The following is an 18098-nucleotide window of genomic DNA, read 5'->3' as shown; positions in this document are numbered from 1 at the left end:
ACCCGCGCAACCTTGCCGCGCGGGGTGGCCCGCCGGGACTGTCATCTGTCAATGTTGCGTCAGGGAAGTCAACAATACTGTCGGTCGCGGGCTGATTCTGTGGCCGCGCGCACCAAGCCCCCGAGGTCAAAGAGTCACCCATGAAGATTGCCGTTCTCGACGATTACCAGGACGCTGTACGCAAGCTGCCGTGCTTTTCCCTGCTGGAAGGGCACGACGTCAAGGTCTTCAACAACACCGTCAAGGGCGTGGGCCAACTGGCCGCGCGGCTTTCGGACGTGGAGGCGCTGGTCCTGATCCGCGAACGCACGCGCGTGACGCGCCAGCTGCTGGAAAAGCTGCCCAAGCTCAAGATCATCAGCCAGACCGGCCGTGCCGGCAGCCATGTGGATCTGGAGGCCTGTACCGACCGTGGCGTGGTGGTGCTGCAGGGTGTGGGGTCGCCGGTGGCGCCCGCTGAACTGACCTGGGCGCTGATCATGGCCGCCCAGCGGCGCATTCCGCAGTACGTGGCCAGCCTCAAGCACGGGGCGTGGCAGCAGTCGGGCCTGAAGTCGACCACCATGCCGCCGAACTTCGGCCTGGGCCAAGTGTTGCGCGGCCAGACACTGGGCATCTGGGGATACGGCAAGATCGGCCGCCTGCTGGCCGGCTACGGGCGCGCCTTCGGCATGAACGTGCTGGTCTGGGGGCGGGAGGCGTCGCAACAGGGCGCCCGCGAGGACGGCCTGAATGTGGCCGAATCGGTCGAACAGCTCTTTGCCGACAGCGATGTGCTGTCGCTGCACCTGCGCCTGGCCGACGAGACGCGCGGCATCGTCAAGCTGGCCGACCTGCAGCGCATGAAGCCCACGGCTCTCTTCGTCAACACGAGCCGCGCCGAGCTGATCGAGGAAAACGCGCTGGTGGCGGCGCTGAACCGGGGGCGCCCGGGCATGGCAGCCATCGATGTCTTCGAGTCCGAGCCCATCCTGCAGGGCCACGCGCTGCTGCGCATGGAAAACTGCATCTGCACGCCGCACCTGGGCTATGTGGAGCGCGACAGCTACGAGCTGTACTTCCGCACCGCCTTCCAGAACATCCTGGACGTGCTGGAAGGCAAGCACGACAGCATCGTCAATCCCAAGGCCCTCACGCCCGCGCTGTCCCGCTGAACCCCGCTGGCGCCGTCTTTCTCCGGCGCCAGACACCCCCCGGCGCACGCCGCCGCGTGCGTCTGTTTGCCCACATTCCCCCCCTTCAAACGAGCGGACTAGCCGGTACACTCGGTTCAAAACGTCAGCGCGTGGCCCCTGCATTCCGGTGCATGCGCGCAGGCCCCGCACACGCAAGGAGGGCGTCCCGTGGCCGAATCCGATCCGCGTCCCAATCCCGCAGGTGCCGGTGGCACGGCCGTCGGTCGTGTGCTGGCGGTCAATGTCGGCGTGGCCCTGCCCCTGGTGGTGGCCGGCGCCGGCACCGAGGCCATCGTCATGTCCGCCATCCGCAAGCATCCGCTCAGCACCCTGCATCACCCGATTGCCGTGGGCGTGCACCGCCTGGGGCTGGCGGGGGACGAACAGGTGGACCGCGCCATCCATGGCGGACCGGGCCGGGCCGTGTATGCCTATCCGATCGAACACTACACATGGTGGAACGCGCGCCGCCGCGAGGCCGGCGTGGAAGAAGCCGAGCGGCCGCTGGCCTTTGGCGCGCTGGGCGAAAACCTGACGACCCAGGGCCTGGTGGAGACCGCGTTGTGGGTGGGCGACCGCATTCGCGTCGGCGAGGTCGAACTTGTGGTGGAATCGCCACGTCGCCCCTGTTACAAGCTCAACGCCGCGATGGGCTATGCGCAGGCCGTGCGCGACATGAGGCAAAGCGGCTTTTCAGGCGTGTACCTCAGCGTGGCCCGCCCGGGCGTGATCCGCGCCGGCGACAACATGGTGCTGACCCCAGGCCCCCGTCAGATTCCGATGTCATGCCTGCACCAGCGCTCCAGCGCATGAATCGCCATCTGCCGGGCGGCTCGCGTGTAAGACCGCGTTAGTCCCAAGTTGAGTCGTCACGCTTTTCTGCTAATGTTTTGCTTCTGATACAAGCAATTCGACCGACCCTTCCCCGCTGGTCCAGACATCCTTCCCTGGTGATGCTGTAATGGCTTGTAATACGTCGCACTTTGCCTAGAAAGGGCAATGCGGTACTAGTAGCGATTTTGCGCGGGCACGACCGGATCCAAGAAGCCGGGGCCATTTGGGGAGCGCGCCATGCGGCATTTGAGGGTCCTCACATGAAAACAGACGGGATCGACCAGCCGAAAGGCTTCGTCGATGGGAACTGGAGCGCGTCCACTTCGACAGGACGCGGCCGCATTTCGCCCTGGGTGGCCATTGCCGGGCTGGTGGTTCTGGCACTGGCAGGCTGGTTCGGCTGGAAAGCGTGGCTGGCACCGAAACCGGCGGCCAAGGGGCCGACCGTCACCACGGTGAGCACCGCCGTGGTCCGGCAGTCGGACGTGCCCGTGGAGGTCACCGCCAACGGCACCGTGACCGCGATGCAGACCGTGGACGTGCGTCCGCAGGTTTCCAGCACGGTGCGTACCGTCCATATCAGGGAAGGCCAGTCCGTGAAGCCGGGCGACCTGCTGTTCACGCTGGATACGCGCATGGACGAGGCCAACCTGGCCCGCGCACGCGCCCAGCTGATGCGCGACCAGGCCGACCTGTCCGATGCCCGCCGCACGCTGGCCCGCAGCCAGGAGCTGTTGCAGCGCAATTTCATCTCGCGTAGCGCGGTGGATACCGCCCAGGCCAAGGTCGACGGCTTCGAGGCCACGATCCGGGCCGACCAGGCGGCCATCGAGGCCGGGCAGGTGGCCGTCAGCTACGGGCAGATCCGCGCCACCATCGGCGGCCGGACCGGCGTGATCAACGTGTTTCCGGGCTCGCTGGTGACGCCGGCCAACACCACCACCACGCCCGCGATGGTGACGATTGCCCAGATCGCGCCGATCACGGTCATGTTCACGCTGCCCGAGCGCCAGCTGGCCTCGCTGCGCGAGGCGCTGCAGGCGGGCCCGGTGACGGTGTCCGCGCAGCCCAACGACGGCAATCCGGCCCCGGTGACCGGCAAGATCACGTTCGTCGACAACACGGTGGACCCGCAGTACGGCAGCATCCGCGTCAAGGCGATGTTCCCCAACGACGAGCACCGGCTCTGGCCCGGCACCTACGCGAACGTGAATGCCACGGTGCAGGTGCTGAAGAACGCGCTGAGCGTGCCGCCGCAGGCCGTGGTGACGGGGCCGGAAGGCCGCTTCGTCTATATCGTGCAGCCCGACAGCAAGGTGGCCCGCGTGCCGGTCAAGGTGGTGGTGACCACCGCCGCCGCCGCCGTGGTGGAAGGCGTGCAGCCGGGTGCCCGCGTGGTGACCGAAGGCGCGCAGAACCTGCGTCCGGGCATGCTGGTGCGCGAAGCCGCCGCGCGTGGCGCTTCGGCGCCGGCCGCCGCAGCGCCGGCATCGGCCAATCACGGACACTGAGACCATGTCGCTGTCCGAGCTCTGTATCCGCCGGCCCGTGATGACGGTGCTGCTGTGCCTGGCCGTCATCGTCACGGGCATCGTGCTGTACCCGACGATTCCGATCGCGGCCCTGCCCAGCTTCAACTCGCCCGTGATCCAGGTCACGGCCACGCTGCCCGGCGCCAGCCCCGAGACCATGGCCGCGTCGGTGGCCACGCAGCTGGAGAAGCAGTTCGCGACGATCCCGGGCGTGACGGTGATCAGTTCGTCGAACACGCTTGGCAATTCGAGCATCACGATCGAATTCAACAGCGACCGCAATATCGACGACGCGGCCGTGGACGTGCAGGCCGCGCTGTTCCGCGCGCAGCGGTCGCTGCCGATCGAGATGACGGTGCCGCCGTCGTACCGCAAGGTGAACCCGGCCGATGCGCCGGTGATCCTGCTGGCGATCAACTCGCCGTCGATGAGCCTGGGCGAACTGAACGCGTTTGGCGACAACCTGATCTCGCCCACGCTGGCCACGCTGCCCGGCGTGGCGCAGGTGCAGATCTTCGGCCAGAAGCGGTTCTCGGTGCGCGTGCGCGCCCACCCCGACGCGCTGGCTGCCCGCGGCATGACGCTCGACGAGCTGGCCACCGCACTCAATCGCGCCAACGCGAACACGCCGGTGGGCACGCTGGACGGCGCGCGCCAGACGCTGACCATCCAGGCCAACCGTCAGATGACCAGCGCCGACGCGTTCCGCAACATCATCGTGGCCAGCCAGCCCAGCGGCGCCGTGGTGCGGCTGTCCGACGTGGCCGACGTGGAAGACAGCGTCGAGACGATCAAGACCGGCAGCTGGCTCAACAACGAGCGGTCGATCGTGCTGGCCGTGCTGCGCCAGCCCGACGCCAACACCGTGGCCGTGGTCGATGCCATCAAGGGCGCGCTGCCGCGCCTGGTGCAGCAGATGCCGGGGTCGGTCAATGTGAGCGTTGTGAACGACCGCTCGAACTCGATCCGCGAGTCGATCCACGACGTGCAGTTCACGCTGGCGCTGACCGTGGCGCTGGTGGTGATGGTGATCTTCCTGTTCCTGCGCCGCGCGGCCGCCACGCTGATCCCCACGGTGTCGCTGCCGATTTCGCTGATCGGCACCGTGGCGCTGATGAAGGCGTTCGGCTACAGCCTGGACAACGTGTCGCTGCTGGCCATCACGCTGGCCGTGGGCCTGGTGGTGGATGACGCCATCGTGATGCTCGAGAACATCGTGCGCCACATCGAGGAAGGCGTGCCGCCGCTGAAGGCGGCGCTGGTGGGGTCACGCGAGATGGGGTTCACCATCCTGTCGATCTCGATCTCGCTGGTGGCGGTGTTCATCCCGATCTTCTTCATGCCGGGTGTGATCGGCCTGCTGTTCCACGAATTCGCCGCGGTGGTGTCGCTGTCGATCCTGGTGTCGGCGCTGGTGTCGCTGACGCTGATTCCGATGCTGTGCGCGCGCTTCCTGTCGGCCGAGAACGTGCCGGTGGACGAATCGCAACACACGTATGGGGATCACGCGCCCGGCGCACCCGTGCATCCCGTGCAGCAGAAGCAGACCATCGGCCTGCGCGCCACGCAGTGGTTCGAAGACCTGTTCGAGTGGACGCTGCACAGGTATGCGCATGGCCTGGACTGGTGCCTGGCGCACCGGCGCGTAGTGCTGGCGGCGGCGGGTTTGACGTTCGTGCTGACCGCGGTGCTGTTCGTGAAGATCCCCAAGGGTTTCTTCCCCGAGGAAGACATTGGCCAGATCCAGGTCAACGCCGAGGGCCCGCAGGATATTTCGTTCGAGGCCATGTCCGATCGCCTGCGCGATGCGGCCGAGCGCATCCGGGCCAACCCGGCGGTGAAGAGCGTGGTGGCGTCGATTGGCGGCGGCCCGTCTCCGGCCATCAACACGGGCCGCATGTTCGTGGAGCTGAAGCCGCTGGGCGAGCGCCCGAAGATGCCGCAGGTGGTGGAATCGCTGCGCAAGGATGTGTCGGGCGTGCCGGGCCTGCAGGTGTACTTCTCGCCGGTGCAGAACCTGCGCCTGGGCGGCCGCCAGAGCAAGAGCCGGTACCAGTACACGCTGCAGAGCGTGAAGCCGAGCCAGCTGCAGGAGTACAGCGACAAGCTGATGGCGAAGATGCGCGCCGAGCCGGTGTTCCGCGACGTGACCAGCGATTCGCAGCAGTCGGGCCTGGAGGCCCAGCTGACCATCGACCGTGACAAGGCCAACGCGATGGGCGTGCAGATGCAGGACGTACGCGCGGCGCTGTACACGGCCTTCGGCGAACGCCAGGTGTCGACGATCTATACGCCGATCGACAACTACTACGTGATCCTCACCGCCGCCGATGTCGATCGTGTGGACGAGACCGCGTTCTCCAAGCTCTACGTGCGCAGCAAGACCGGGCAGATGGTGCCCGTGTCGGCGTTTGCCACGACCGAGCGCCGGGTGGGCCCGATCGCGGTCAACCACCAGGGCCAGCTGCCTTCGGTGACCGTGTCGTTCAACCTGGCCCCGGGCGCGGCGCTGGGCGATGCCTCGAAGCTGATCGACCGCTTCAGCCGCGAAATCGACATGCCGTCGTCGATCTTCACCAGCTGGGGTGGCGACGCAGCCGTGTTCCAGTCGTCGCAGGCCACGCAGGTGGTGCTGCTGGTGGCGGCCATCGCGGTCATCTACACGCTGCTGGGCGTGCTCTACGAGAGCTACATCCATCCGCTGACCATCCTGGCCGGCTTGCCGTCGGCGGCCATCGGCGCATTGCTGACGCTGTTCATCTTCAACGTCGAACTGTCGCTGATTGCAACAATCGGCGTGCTGATGCTGATCGGCATCGTCAAGAAGAACGCGATCATGATGATCGACTTCGCGCTGGCCGCCCAGCGTGAACAGGGGATGGCGCCGAGCAAGGCGATCCGCCAGGCGTGCCTGCTGCGGTTCCGCCCGATCATGATGACCACGTTCGCCGCCGTGATGGGCGCCCTGCCGCTGGCCCTGGGCCTGGGTGCCGGCGCCGAACTGCGCCAGCCGCTGGGCCTGGCCGTGGTGGGCGGCCTGCTGTTCTCGCAGGTCATCACGCTGTTCATCACGCCGGTGATCTACCTGGCGCTGGACCGCTATTCGGGAACCGGCCCGCTGCAGATCGACGCCGAAGGCAATCCGCTGGAAGCCAAGCAGCCCGAGGCGGTTGCACACTGACTGACACCGCGAGGGCGTCCCCTTCCCGCGTGCGGGACGGGGCGCCTGTTCGGGTGGATGCTATCCGCTGTCGCGTGACACGGCTGGTTCGTCACTTCGCCGCGTGACCACGGTCGTCCGATTCCCGCCGTACCAGCTCTCCTCCGACTCTTCTCCGAAAACAGGTCCCGCACGTCACCTGCCACAGCCATCGCGCCGGTGCTATCTTCGCTGGCCGGGGCCTTGCGTTGGCCCCTGAACAGCCGGCGGCGAGCCGGGCCAGGAAATGCGCCAGACGATCTATTTAAAGAATGATGAACGATCAGATCGTGATTATTCGTTGCATGGATATTTGTAACCCCGCTTGACCATGACACCTACCTTCCTTGAAACCCTGATGTACGACGTCGGCCAGCTATTCCTGTACCCGACGCTGGCGCTGATCGGGCTGCTGTTTCTCTACGCTTTCTGGGCGCTTGGCGATTTTGCGATGCAGGCCTGGCTGCGCAGCCGCCATCCCGTCAGCTCGGGACGCGGCTATCCGCTGGTCGCCTGGGCGCGCCGGCACAAGGTCAGCCACCCTGACGCGCTCGACGTCACGGCGCACAAGCTGCTGGAGCGCCCGCGCATTGCGACGCGGGTGGCACCGATGCTGGGCCTGGTGGCGACGATGATCCCGATGGGGCCGGCGCTCAAGAGCCTGTCCGGCGGCAACCTGGCCAATGTGGGCGAAAACCTGACCATCGCGTTCTCGGCCGTGATCCTGGCGCTGATCGCGGCGAGTATCACGTTCTGGGTGGTCAACGTGCGCCGGCGCTGGCTGGCCGAGGAACTGGTCTGGCTGGGCCAGTCGCGCCCGCAATGGGAGTCCGAGGCATGAAGTTCCTGGAGGAGAGCGAGGCCGACGATCCGATCCTGTCGGTCGTCAACCTGATCGACGTGTTTCTGGTGGTGATCGCCGCCCTGCTGGTGACCATCGCCCAGAACCCGCTCAATCCGTTCAAGCACCAGGACGTGACGATCATCTCCAACCCGGGCAAGCCGAATATGGAAATCGTGTCGCGCCAGGGCGAGAAGATCGTGCGCTACCAGGCCAGCGGCCAGGTGGGGTCCGGCGACGGCATCAAGGCTGGCGTGGCCTATCGCATGAAGGATGGATCGATGGTCTACGTACCCGAAACGCCGGCGGCGAGCGGCGGCACGCAGGCACAAACGCAACCGGAGCCCGCCCGGCCATGATGCGCACCCCCTTTGCCCTGCTTGCGATGGCGGTGGCCGTGGCCCTTGCCGCCGGCTGCGCATCGATCGCAACCCCGCCGCCCCATGCAACGCCGGCCGCGATCAGTTTGAAGTTCCCTGCCACGTCATACGTGCTGCTGGGCGAAGTCCACGACAACGCGACCGCCCAGCAGCAACGCCTGGCCGCGCTGACCCGTGCCGTGGAAGCGGGCTGGCGCCCGGCCATCGCGATGGAACAGTTCGACCGCGAGCGCCAGCCTGATATCGATCGCGCACGGCTTGAGCGGCCGCACGATGCGGACTACCTGATCGAACAGGCGGCCGGCAGCAAGAGCGGATGGGACTGGGCGCTGTACAAGCCGGTGGTGGCGCTGGCGCTGCAGTACAACCTGCCGCTGCGCGCGGCCAACCTGTCGCGGGCCGATGCGGCAAAGATCGTGCGCGGTGGCTATGGCGATGTCTTCGCCCGGGACCAGCAGGCGGCGCTGGGCCTCGATGGGGCGTTGCCGGCCGACATCGTGACGGCACAGACCGCCGCGCTCGACGCCGGCCACTGCGGCCATTTTCCGCAGGCCATGCTGCCGGGCATGCTTAACGCGCAGGCCGCCCGCGACGCCGTGATGGCGCAGGCGCTGCGGCCATACGCCAGCCGTGGTGCGGTGCTGATTGCCGGCAACGGCCACGTGCGGCGCGACATCGGCGTGCCGCGCTGGCTGCACGAAGACGGTTCGCGGGTGCTCAGCGTCGGGTATATCGAGTCCGATTCGCCCGACCAGGGCTTCGACGTCGTGGTGCGCGTACCGGCGAAGGAGCGCGACGACCCATGCAAGGGTGCGATGATGGGCAAGCCGATGAAACAGTGATCGCCTGCCTGCATCGCTCCCCTCTCCCGCGAGCGGGACAGGGGCAGGGGGAGAGGACCGAGCCGCTCTGGATGCGACGGGTCAGCAAGCAGAGCCTCGATGCCCTCTCCCACGACCCCCTCCCATTCCATGGGAGCGGGGAGCCAAAACACGCTAAGCGTCCGCCAGCGCGAAACTCAGCTCTGCGCGCAATCCCCTGCCCTGCGTGGCATCGCGCAACGTCACCTTGCCGCCGAACCTCGCTGCCATCTCGCGGGTGATCGCCAGCCCGAGACCCGATCCGGGCTCGGTGTTTTCCACGCGCCGGTAAAAGCGCGCAAACACCTTTTCGCGCTCGCTCTCCGGAATGCCGGGGCCATCGTCCTCGACCACCAGCAGCGCGCGGCCGTCGCGGTGGGCGGCGGATAGCGTGATGCGGCTGCCGCGCCCCGAGTACTGGATCGCGTTGTGTACCAGGTTGGCCAGCGCCTCGCGCAGCAGGGCGGCGTCCGCACGTACCGGCAGCGTCAGGCCGGCAGGCCGCTCCCATCCAAAATCCTGCTGCTTGCCGCGCGCCAGCGGCAGGTAGTCCAGCGCGACGTGTTCGGCCACCGTGACGGCGTCGATGACACCGGCCTCGTCGTCCTGCGTGGCGCCATCGCGTCCCGGCTGCCGCACGCGGGCCAGGGCCAGCAGCTGGTTGGTCAGGCGCGCCGCCTGTTCCAGCTGCGTGACGATGCCGCCGACGGCTTCGGCGGCAGCTTCGCGGGCCGGCTCGTCCTGCCGCATCTGCAACTGCCGCTGCGCGAATTCGGCCTGGGTCTTGAGAATGGCCAGCGGCGTGCGCAACTGGTGCGCCGCGTCGGCAATGAACTGCGCCTGCGATTGCGCCATGGCCTCCGAGCGCGATACGTGCAGGTTGACCGCGTCGACCAGCGGCCGCACCTCCACGGGCACCACGTCGAAAGCCAGCGGCGCCAGATCGTCGGGCGAGCGGGCGCGGACGTCGTCGCGTACCCGCTGCAGCGGCTTGAGCACGTAGGTGATGCCCCCGACCAGGATCACGGCCGACAGCACGATCAGCGCGATATCGCGCAGCAGTGCGCTGCGCCAGACGTTGCCGATCAGGGCGGCGCGCGGCTCTGCGGTTTCGGCCACCTGGATGATGACGCGCATGTTGGCGTCGGGCCGGTAGATGGGCCGCGCCATCGTGGCGACGCGCACCGGATCGCCGTGGTAGATGGCGTCGTTGAAGCGCGGCACGTTGTTGACGAGCGGCCCCTTGGGCAGCGGCAGGTCGTCGTAGCCGGTCACGGTCTCGATGCCGCCGCCGCGCTCCATCGACACGCGATAGAACACATGGGTCTGCGCGGCCGTCTCGAACATCTCCATCGCCGCGTCGGGCAGCGTCAGCTGCACGCTTTCGCCAGCCATGCCGATGGCGTTGTCGATGGTGCGGATCGATCCGTACAGCGAGCGGTCGTAGGCCGTATTGGCGGCATCGCGCAGGGTGCCGTAGGTGAACCAGGTGTCGACGGCCATCATCAGCGCCAGCGCCGGCACCAGCAGGATCAGCAACTGGCGACGCAGGCTGCCTCGCAGCCACAGCCGCACCGGCAGGCGTGCGCGCTGGCGCAGGTGGCGGCGCCACATGTCAGGCCCCGGCCCTGGGCGGTTCCGTGGCTTCGGGTTCCAGCAGGTAGCCGAACCCGCGCAGCGTGACGATGGTGACACCGTGGCCGGTCAGCTTCTTGCGCAGGCGGTAGACCAGCACTTCGATGGCGTCGGGGCTCACGTCGGCATCGAGCGAGAACACCTTGTCCAGCAGTTGCGCCTTGGTCAGCGGCTGGCCGCTGCGCGCCAGCAGGGCGCCGAGCAGGGTGGATTCGCGCGGGGTCAGCGACAGCGGTGCGCCGCCCAGCGTAAAGCTGCGGGTCTCGCCGTCGAACACCAGCGTGCCGCATTGCAGGCGCGGATGCGCGCGGCCGCGGCTGCGGCGGATCAGGGCAAGGATGCGGGCTTCGAGTTCGGCGATGGCGAACGGCTTGGGCAGGTAGTCGTCGGCACCCAGGTTCAGGCCGCGCACGCGTTCGTCGAGCGTGTCCTGGGCGGTCAGGATCAGCACCGGGGTGCGATCGTCGCGGCCGCGCATGGATTTGAGCACGGCCAGGCCGTCCTTGCCGGGCAGGCGCAGGTCCAGCACCACGGCGTCGTACTCCTCGGCCATCAGCCGCGCTTCGGCCTGCAGGCCATCGGCGACGTGCTCGATGACGAAGCCGCCCTGCTCCAGCGCACGTGCCACCCAGCGGGCCAGTTCCACTTCGTCTTCCACCAGCAGGATGCGCATGCCGGACCTCCTCTGCCCGCTCTTTGTCGTGTCTCGCGGGCCGCCCCTGCGTGCCGCGGGCGCCTATAATACCCCCGCCCTGCCCGCAGGTGTCTGCTGGCTGCCTCACCCACGTCCGCACACCATCGTCCTGTCTTCTCCGCTGCCCGTGCCGCCCCCGCCCTCGCCTACGGAACCGTCCTGCTTCACGCGTCGCCAGTTGCTGCTGGCCGGTGGTGCCATGGCCGTGGGGCTGCCGGTGCTGGCGCAGCCCGGCCCGCGTGTGCCGGATGGATATCCGGGCGACTATGCCGACGTCATCGCCCGCGCTCAGCGCGAGGGCGGCGTCACGGTCTACGCATCCACCGACCTGGAAGTGGTGCAGCCGCTGATCCAGGGGTTCGAGGCGCGTTATCCCGGCGTGCGCGTGCGCTACCAGGATCTCAACACGCTCGAACTGCATGAGCGATTCCTGGCCGAGAGCGCCAGCATGGGCCCGGCGGCGCCCGGCCGCGACGCCGCCTACGCCGACGTGCTCTGGAGCACGGCCATGGACCTGCAGATCAAGCTGGTCAACGACGGCCATGCGCAACGCTACGACTCGCCCGAGCGCGCCGGTCTGCCCAGCTGGGCGGTGTGGCGCGACGAAGCCTGGGGCACGACGTTCGAGCCGGCCGTCATCGTCTACAACCGCAAGCATTTCGCGTCGGCGCATGTGCCGGGCAGCCGCAGCGGCCTGGCGCGCCTGCTGCAGGAACACGCGCCCCAGTGGCGCGGCAAGGTGGTGACGTACGACGTGGAGCGTTCGGGAGTGGGCTACCTGCTGGCGCAGCAGGACGCCCGCATGGGCAGCGAATTCTGGTATCTGGCGCAGGCGCTGGGGCGTGCCCAGGTGCAGCTGTCGGCATCGACGGCCGACATGGTCGAGCGCATCGCCAGTGGAGACCTGGTGCTCGGCTACAACCTGCTGGGGTCGTACGCGCTGTCGCTGATGGAGCGCGGCGCAGGTATCGGCGTGATTGCGCCGCGCGACTACACGCTGGTGATGTCGCGCGTGGCATTTATCGCGCGCCGGGCGCCGCGGCCCAATGCCGCCCGGCTATGGCTCGATTACCTGCTGTCGCGCGCAGGGCAGGCGTTGCTGGGGCAGTCCACGTCGCAGCTCTATACCATCCGCACCGATACCGACAGCGCGCATACGGCCAATGCCCTGGCAGAGCGGCTGGGCTACGCGCTCAAGCCGATCAGCGTGGGGCCGGGCCTGCTCGCTGCGCAGGATGCCCTGCGCAAGAAGGCCTTCCTCGCGCGCTGGCGCGAGGCGCTCAAGGGTTGAGTCGGGCTGGGTGGGCCGGGGGCATGGCGCCAGGGCTGAAGCCGGCGCCCGATGCTATTCGGCGACGACCGGCGGCTGGCGCTCGCACAGCGTCGCCATTTCCTCGTCCAGGGGCGCCATCGGGCGCGGCACGTAGCCGACGCGCAAGGCCGGGGACAGGCGCAGCGTATCGATGAAGGTGTCCGCCAGACGCTCGGCCTCGCGGTTCAGGTCGAAATCGGTCGGGGAGAACAGCCAGTGGGCCAGCACGCCGCCGATCGCGGCGTGGAAGGCCATCACGGCCAGGTCGAGATCCAGGTCTGCCGGCAACTGGCCGCGCTCCATGGCCAGGCGCAGATGCTCGCGCATCTTGACCGTGCCGTCCTGGTGCGACGCGCGCTGGCGTTCGAAGATGGCGCCGTTGTCCTCCACCATCTCGCACTTGTGGAAAATGATCTCGAAGACGCGGCGCCACTGCGGATTGGTGACGGTCTGACGGAACACGAAGGCGCAGATGTCGCGAATGCCGCCGAGCGGATCTTCCTGTAGCGCCAGCCGCTCGGGCGCGCACAACGCTTCCACGGGCAGGTTCACGCGGTCCGCCATGGCGGCGAACACGTCGCTCTTGTTCTTGAAGTGCCAGTAGATCGCGCCGCGCGTGACACCGGCCGCTTCGGCGATGTCCGCCAGCGACGGGCGTGCCACACCACGGGCGTGGAACACGGCCTCCGCCGCATCCAGAATCCGGTTGCGCGTCTCGAGTGCTTCTTCCTTGGTACGTCTGACCATTTCCTCTTTTCCCGGGCCAGTGGTTAGCCGTCCGGGTCTCCTGATGCCAACGCGCGAATGCGCCGAAGGGCTTCTCTTTCCAAATTGCTCTACCGCACCGGCGGCCGCATCGTACCTTGAATGGAACAATCGTGCTCACAGGGGCCGAACATTCCAATGCACACAACAGGCGCCATGTGTTGCTAACTGCGCTAATTTCGTAACCGTGACTTACATACATGCGCGAATGTATCTATACTACTCGCCTGTCCGGACTTCGGCCAAGCCGTTTTTTTGCCCGGCTGCGGTGACCCGTTACCCGCACGCCTGTGGTCCGCCTGACTCAAGCATCACTTTTTTAGCCGCCGCGCCCCGCCCCCGGGGCGCGCCTGCCTTCCAGCCCATCGCGTTGGGAGCGGAGCGGCAGCTCTCAAATTTTCATCATGGGGTTATCGATGAGGAAGTCCCAACGTATCCGTAGCGCAGCCGTTGCAGCCGCCGTCACTGCCGCTGCCCTGGCGCTGTCCGCCTGTGGCCAGAAGGCGGCCCAGGGCGGTGCGATGCCGCCGCCGGAAGTGGGTGTGGTTACCGTCACGCCGTCTGCCGTTGCCGTTGTCAATGAACTGCCGGGTCGTCTCGAAGGTGTGCGTACTGCCGAAGTGCGTGCCCGTGTCGAAGGCATCGTCCTGTCCCGCAATTACACCGAAGGCGGCGAGGTCAAGGCCGGCCAGGTGCTGTTCCGCATCGATCCGGCCCCGTACCAGGCGCAGCTGGCCTCGGCCAAGGCCCAGCTGGAGCGCGCCGAAGCCAATGCGGTCTCCGCGCGCCAGAAGGCCGAACGCTACAAGCCGCTGGTGGCCGTGAACGCGGTCAGCAAGCAGGAATATGACGAGGCCGTGGCCGCCGCGGGCCAGGCCAATGCCGACATCGCCGCCGCCAAGGCCGCCGTGACCACGGCCCAGATCAATCTGGGCTACACGACGGTGACGTCGCCGATCTCCGGCCGCGTGGGCCGGGCGCTGGTGACCGAAGGGGCGCTGGTCGGCAAGGGCGAAGCCACCAAGCTGACCACCGTCGAGCAGGTCGACCCGATATGGGTGACATTTACCCAACCGGCCTCGGAAGTGGCGCGCCTGCGTGCCGCCATCGAATCGGGCAAGGTCAAGGGTGTGAACGGCGGGGCCAAGGTGCATCTGTATCCGGAAGCCGGCGACAAGGAATACGTCGCCACGGGCAAGCTGCTGTTCTCGGACATGACCGTCGACCCGACCACCGGCGCCATCACGCTGAGGGCCGAATTCCCGAACCCGAAGCGTGAGCTGCTGTCGGGCACGTTCGTGCGCGTGAAGATCGAGCAGGGTGTCGACGAGAACGCGCTGACCGTGCCGCAGCGCGCGCTGATCCGCAGCGCCCAGGGCGCCAGCGTGCTGGTGGTGGGCGCCGACGGCAACGTGGCCGCGCTGCCGGTCAAGGCGCCGCAGGCCATTGGCGACCGCTGGGTCGTGACCGAAGGCCTGAAGGGCGGCGAAAAGGTGATCGTGGAAGGCCTGCAGAAGGTGCGCCCGGGCGCGCCGGCCAAGGCCGTGCCGTTCCAGGCGCCGAAGACGGCCGATGCCCCGGCATCGGCGCCGGCCGCCACCGCGCAGGGCGACAAGCCCGCCGCAGGCGGCAAGGACGCCAAGGCTGACGACAAGTCGGCCGCCAAGCAGGGCTGATCGGGCCCTCGACCAAAGCCATAAAAGGGAGCCAGTTTCATGGCGAAGTTTTTTATCGACCGGCCGGTGTTCGCGTGGGTGCTCGCGCTGATCATCGCGCTGGGCGGTCTGTTGTCGATCGTGCAGTTGCCGATTGCGCAGTACCCCAATATCGCCCCGCCGATCATCACGGTGACCACCACCTACCCCGGTGCGTCGGCCAAGACGATCGAGGACTCGGTGATCACGCCGATCGAGCAGGAGCTCAACGGCGCACCCAACCTGCTCTATTACGAATCGCAAAGCGAATCGTCGGGGCTGGCCACGATCAACATCTCGTTCGCGCCCGGCTCGAATGCCGACCTGAACTCCGTGGAAGTGCAGAACCGCCTCAAGCGCGTGGAAGCGCGTCTGCCGGCGGAGGTGCGCCAGCAGGGCGTGCGGGTCGACAAGGCCGGCAACAACTACATGATGTTCATCACGGTCTCGTCGAAGTCGGGTAAATCCGACGCGATCGAGCTCGGCAACTTCGTGTCGGCGCAGGTGGTGGATTCGATCCGCCGCGTGCCCGGCGTGGGTGCCGCCGACCTGTTCGGCACCGAGTACGCGATGCGGATCTGGCTGGATCCGGCCAAGCTGACGGGCTACAACCTGACGCCGCTGGACGTGACCGCCGCCGTGTCGGAGCAGAACATCCAGGTGGCCGTGGGCGAACTCGGCGGCACGCCGTCGCCGCGCGGCACGGAGCTGAACGCCACGGTTAACACCGAAAGCCGGCTGACCACGCCCGAACAGTTCGCCAACATCCTGCTGCGCGTGAATCCGGACGGCTCGTCGGTGCGCATCAAGGACGTGGGCCGCGTGGAACTGGGCGGCGCTGACTATTCGACGCTGGCCCGCATCAACGGCAAGCCGGCTTCGGCCATCGCCATCAAGCTGTCGCCCACGGGCAACGCGCTGGCTACGGCAACCGCCGTGCGCGCCAAGATGGACGAGCTGCAGCGCTTCTTCCCGCCCGACTACGAATTCAGCGTTCCCTACGACACGTCCGCGTTCGTGAAGATCTCGATCGAGGAAGTGGTCAAGACGCTGCTGGAAGCCGTGGTACTGGTGTTCCTGGTGATGTACCTGTTCCTGCAGAACTTCCGGGCCACGCTGATTCCGACGCTGGTGGTCCCGGTGGCGCTGCTGGGTACGTTCGGCGCCATGCTGGCGTTCGGCTTCTCGATCAACGTGCTGACCATGTTCGGCATGGTGCTGGCCATCGGTATCCTGGTGGACGACGCCATCGTGGTGGTCGAGAACGTCGAGCGGATCATGAGCGAGGAAGGGCTGTCGCCGCGCGAGGCCACCCGCAAGGCCATGAGCCAGATCACTGGCGCCATCGTCGGCATCACGCTGGTGCTGACCGCCGTGTTCATCCCGATGGCATTCTTCTCGGGCTCGGTCGGCAACATCTACCGCCAGTTCTCGCTGTCGCTGATCTCGTCGATGGTGTTCTCGGCCATCCTGGCCCTGACGCTGACACCGGCCTTGTGCGCGACGCTGCTCAAGCCGGTCGAGGCAGGCCATCATCACGAGAAGACCGGGTTCTTCGGCTGGTTCAACCGGACGTTCGCCACGGCGTCGACCGGCTACCAGGGCATCGTGGCACGCATCCTCAGGCGCTCGGGCCGCTATCTGATCGTGTACGCGGTGATCATCGCCGGCGTGGTCCTGCTGTTCCAGCGCCTGCCGTCGTCGTTCCTGCCTGACGAAGACCAGGGCTACATGATCACGGTGGTGCAGTTGCCCACGGGCGCCACGCAGGAGCGCACGATCGGCGTGCTCAAGCAGATCGAGGACTACTACCTGCAGAAGGAATCGAAGGTGGTGGACCAGATGATCACCGTGGCCGGCTTCTCGTTCTTCGGCCGTGGCCAGAACGGCGGTATTGCGTTCGTGCGCCTGAAGGACTGGAAGGAGCGTCCGGGGGCGGACCAGACCGCACAGGCCCTGGTGGGCCGTGCGTTCGGCGCGCTGTCGTTCATCAAGGACGCGATCATCTTCCCGCTGAACCCGCCGGCCATTTCCGAACTGGGCAACTCGTCGGGCTTTGACTTCCGCCTGCAGGATCGTACCGGGCAAGGCCACGCCAAGCTGATGGAAGCGCGCAACATGATGCTCGGCATGGCCGCGCAATCGCCTGCCCTGGTGGGCGTGCGTCCGGAAGGCCAGGAAGACGCGCCGCAGCTGCGCATCGACATCGACCGCGAAAAGGCGCGTGCGCTGGGCGTGGCGGTGGCGGACATCAACCAGACGCTGTCGATCTCGTTTGGCTCGTCGTACGTGAACGACTTCATCTACGAAGGCCGCGTGCGCCGCGTGATCGTGCAGGCGCAGGGGTCTGACCGCCTGCTGCCCGACGACCTGGGCAAGCTGCGGGTGCGTAATGCCAATGGCGACATGGTGGCGTTCTCGGCGTTCTCCACGTCGCAGTGGGTGATGGGCTCGCCGCGCCTGGAGCGCTACAACGGCATGCCGGCCGTGAAGCTGGCAGGCCAGGCCGCGCCGGGCAAGTCCACCGGCGAGGCGATGCGCGTGATGGAAGAGAACTTCGCCAAGCTGCCGCCGGGCTTCGGTTTCGAGTGGTCGGGCCAGTCGTATGAAGAACGCCTGGCCGGTTCGCAGGAACCGATCCTGTACACGTTGTCGCTGATCATCGTGTTCCTGTGCCTGGCTGCGCTCTACGAGAGCTGGTCGATCCCGGTATCGGTGCTGCTGGTGGTGCCGCTCGGTGTGATCGGTGCGCTGCTGGGCGTGACGCTGCGCGGCATGCCCAACGACGTGTACTTCAAGGTGGGCCTGATCGCCACGATTGGTCTGTCCGCGAAGAACGCCATCCTGATCGTGGAATTCGCCAAGGACCTGCAGGCGCAGGGCCGCAGCCTGATCGATGCCACGCTGGAAGCAGTGCACCTGCGGTTCCGCCCGATCCTGATGACGTCGATGGCGTTCATCCTGGGCGTGCTGCCGCTGGCCATCTCCACGGGCGCGGGCTCGGGCAGCCAGCGCGCCATCGGTACCGGCGTGATGGGCGGCATGATCACGGCAACGGTACTGGCCATCTTCCTGGTGCCGGTATTCTTCGTCGTGGTGCGCAGCCGGTTCAAGGGCAGCCGCGCCCAGCACGAACGTGAGCAGGCGCGCCTGGAAAGCAGCCAGAGGGAAATCTGA

The 18098-nt window shown here is 67.2% G+C and carries 13 protein-coding genes; 10 read left to right on the top strand and 3 right to left on the bottom strand.

Going from position 1 to position 18098, the window contains the following annotated elements:
• The first annotated feature begins 140 nt into the window (after nucleotides 1-140).
• The 7 genes from BLQ58_RS17385 (at nucleotide 141) to BLQ58_RS17355 (ending at nucleotide 8803) form a co-directional block, all read left to right on the top strand.
• The gene (locus BLQ58_RS17385) at nucleotides 141-1154 is read left to right on the top strand and encodes a D-2-hydroxyacid dehydrogenase family protein (RefSeq protein WP_092600556.1); all 1014 of its coding nucleotides are present in this window, start codon (nucleotides 141-143) and stop codon (nucleotides 1152-1154) included.
• Between the two features lie 189 nt (nucleotides 1155-1343).
• Nucleotides 1344-1988, top strand: a complete 645-nt coding sequence (locus tag BLQ58_RS17380; protein WP_092600554.1) for an MOSC domain-containing protein — start codon at nucleotides 1344-1346, stop codon at nucleotides 1986-1988.
• 281 nt (nucleotides 1989-2269) lie between these two features.
• Nucleotides 2270-3520 (top strand): efflux RND transporter periplasmic adaptor subunit, encoded by a 1251-nt coding sequence (locus tag BLQ58_RS17375; RefSeq protein WP_092600552.1) that lies wholly within the window; start codon nucleotides 2270-2272, stop codon nucleotides 3518-3520.
• 4 nt (nucleotides 3521-3524) lie between these two features.
• Complete coding sequence (locus BLQ58_RS17370) at nucleotides 3525-6722, top strand: efflux RND transporter permease subunit (protein ID WP_092600550.1); 3198 nt, start codon at nucleotides 3525-3527, stop codon at nucleotides 6720-6722.
• A 349-nt stretch (nucleotides 6723-7071) separates the two neighbouring features.
• Nucleotides 7072-7581, top strand: a complete 510-nt coding sequence (locus tag BLQ58_RS17365; protein ID WP_092600548.1) for a MotA/TolQ/ExbB proton channel family protein — start codon at nucleotides 7072-7074, stop codon at nucleotides 7579-7581.
• Complete coding sequence (locus BLQ58_RS17360; protein WP_092600546.1) at nucleotides 7578-7940, top strand: DUF2149 domain-containing protein; 363 nt, start codon at nucleotides 7578-7580, stop codon at nucleotides 7938-7940. Before BLQ58_RS17365 ends, BLQ58_RS17360 begins: the two co-directional genes overlap by 4 nt.
• Entirely contained in the window at nucleotides 7937-8803 is an 867-nt protein-coding gene (locus BLQ58_RS17355; protein ID WP_254775994.1) for a ChaN family lipoprotein, read from the top strand. Before BLQ58_RS17360 ends, BLQ58_RS17355 begins: the two co-directional genes overlap by 4 nt.
• A 153-nt stretch (nucleotides 8804-8956) precedes the next feature.
• On the opposite strand, the gene BLQ58_RS17350 is transcribed toward BLQ58_RS17355, so the two are convergent.
• A complete protein-coding gene (locus tag BLQ58_RS17350) occupies nucleotides 8957-10435 on the bottom strand; it encodes a sensor histidine kinase (protein ID WP_092600544.1) in 1479 nt (492 codons plus the stop codon).
• Between the two features lies 1 nt (nucleotide 10436).
• Nucleotides 10437-11129: a response regulator gene (locus tag BLQ58_RS17345; RefSeq protein WP_092600542.1), complete on the bottom strand. Its 693-nt coding sequence runs from the start codon at nucleotides 11127-11129 to the stop codon at nucleotides 10437-10439.
• Nucleotides 11130-11334: 205 nt separating this feature from the next.
• On the opposite strand from BLQ58_RS17345, the gene BLQ58_RS17340 reads away from it, so the two are divergent.
• Entirely contained in the window at nucleotides 11335-12441 is a 1107-nt protein-coding gene (locus BLQ58_RS17340; protein WP_092600744.1) for an ABC transporter substrate-binding protein, read from the top strand.
• Between the two features lie 54 nt (nucleotides 12442-12495).
• Here the strand turns inward: BLQ58_RS17340 and BLQ58_RS17335 are convergent, their stop codons facing one another.
• Nucleotides 12496-13209 carry a TetR family transcriptional regulator gene (locus BLQ58_RS17335; protein ID WP_092600540.1) on the bottom strand — a complete coding sequence of 238 codons (714 nt, stop codon included), beginning with the start codon at nucleotides 13207-13209 and terminating at the stop codon, nucleotides 12496-12498.
• Nucleotides 13210-13643: 434 nt separating this feature from the next.
• Between BLQ58_RS17335 and BLQ58_RS17330 the strand changes: the two genes are divergently transcribed.
• Nucleotides 13644-14903 (top strand): efflux RND transporter periplasmic adaptor subunit, encoded by a 1260-nt coding sequence (locus BLQ58_RS17330; protein WP_092600538.1) that lies wholly within the window; start codon nucleotides 13644-13646, stop codon nucleotides 14901-14903.
• 39 nt (nucleotides 14904-14942) lie between these two features.
• Complete coding sequence (locus BLQ58_RS17325; protein ID WP_092600536.1) at nucleotides 14943-18098, top strand: efflux RND transporter permease subunit; 3156 nt, start codon at nucleotides 14943-14945, stop codon at nucleotides 18096-18098.

It is taken from the genome of Ralstonia sp. 25mfcol4.1 (genome assembly GCF_900104095.1).
Classification (GTDB): Bacteria; Pseudomonadota; Gammaproteobacteria; order Burkholderiales; family Burkholderiaceae; genus Cupriavidus.
This window is presented reverse-complemented; position numbering and strand designations above follow the sequence as displayed.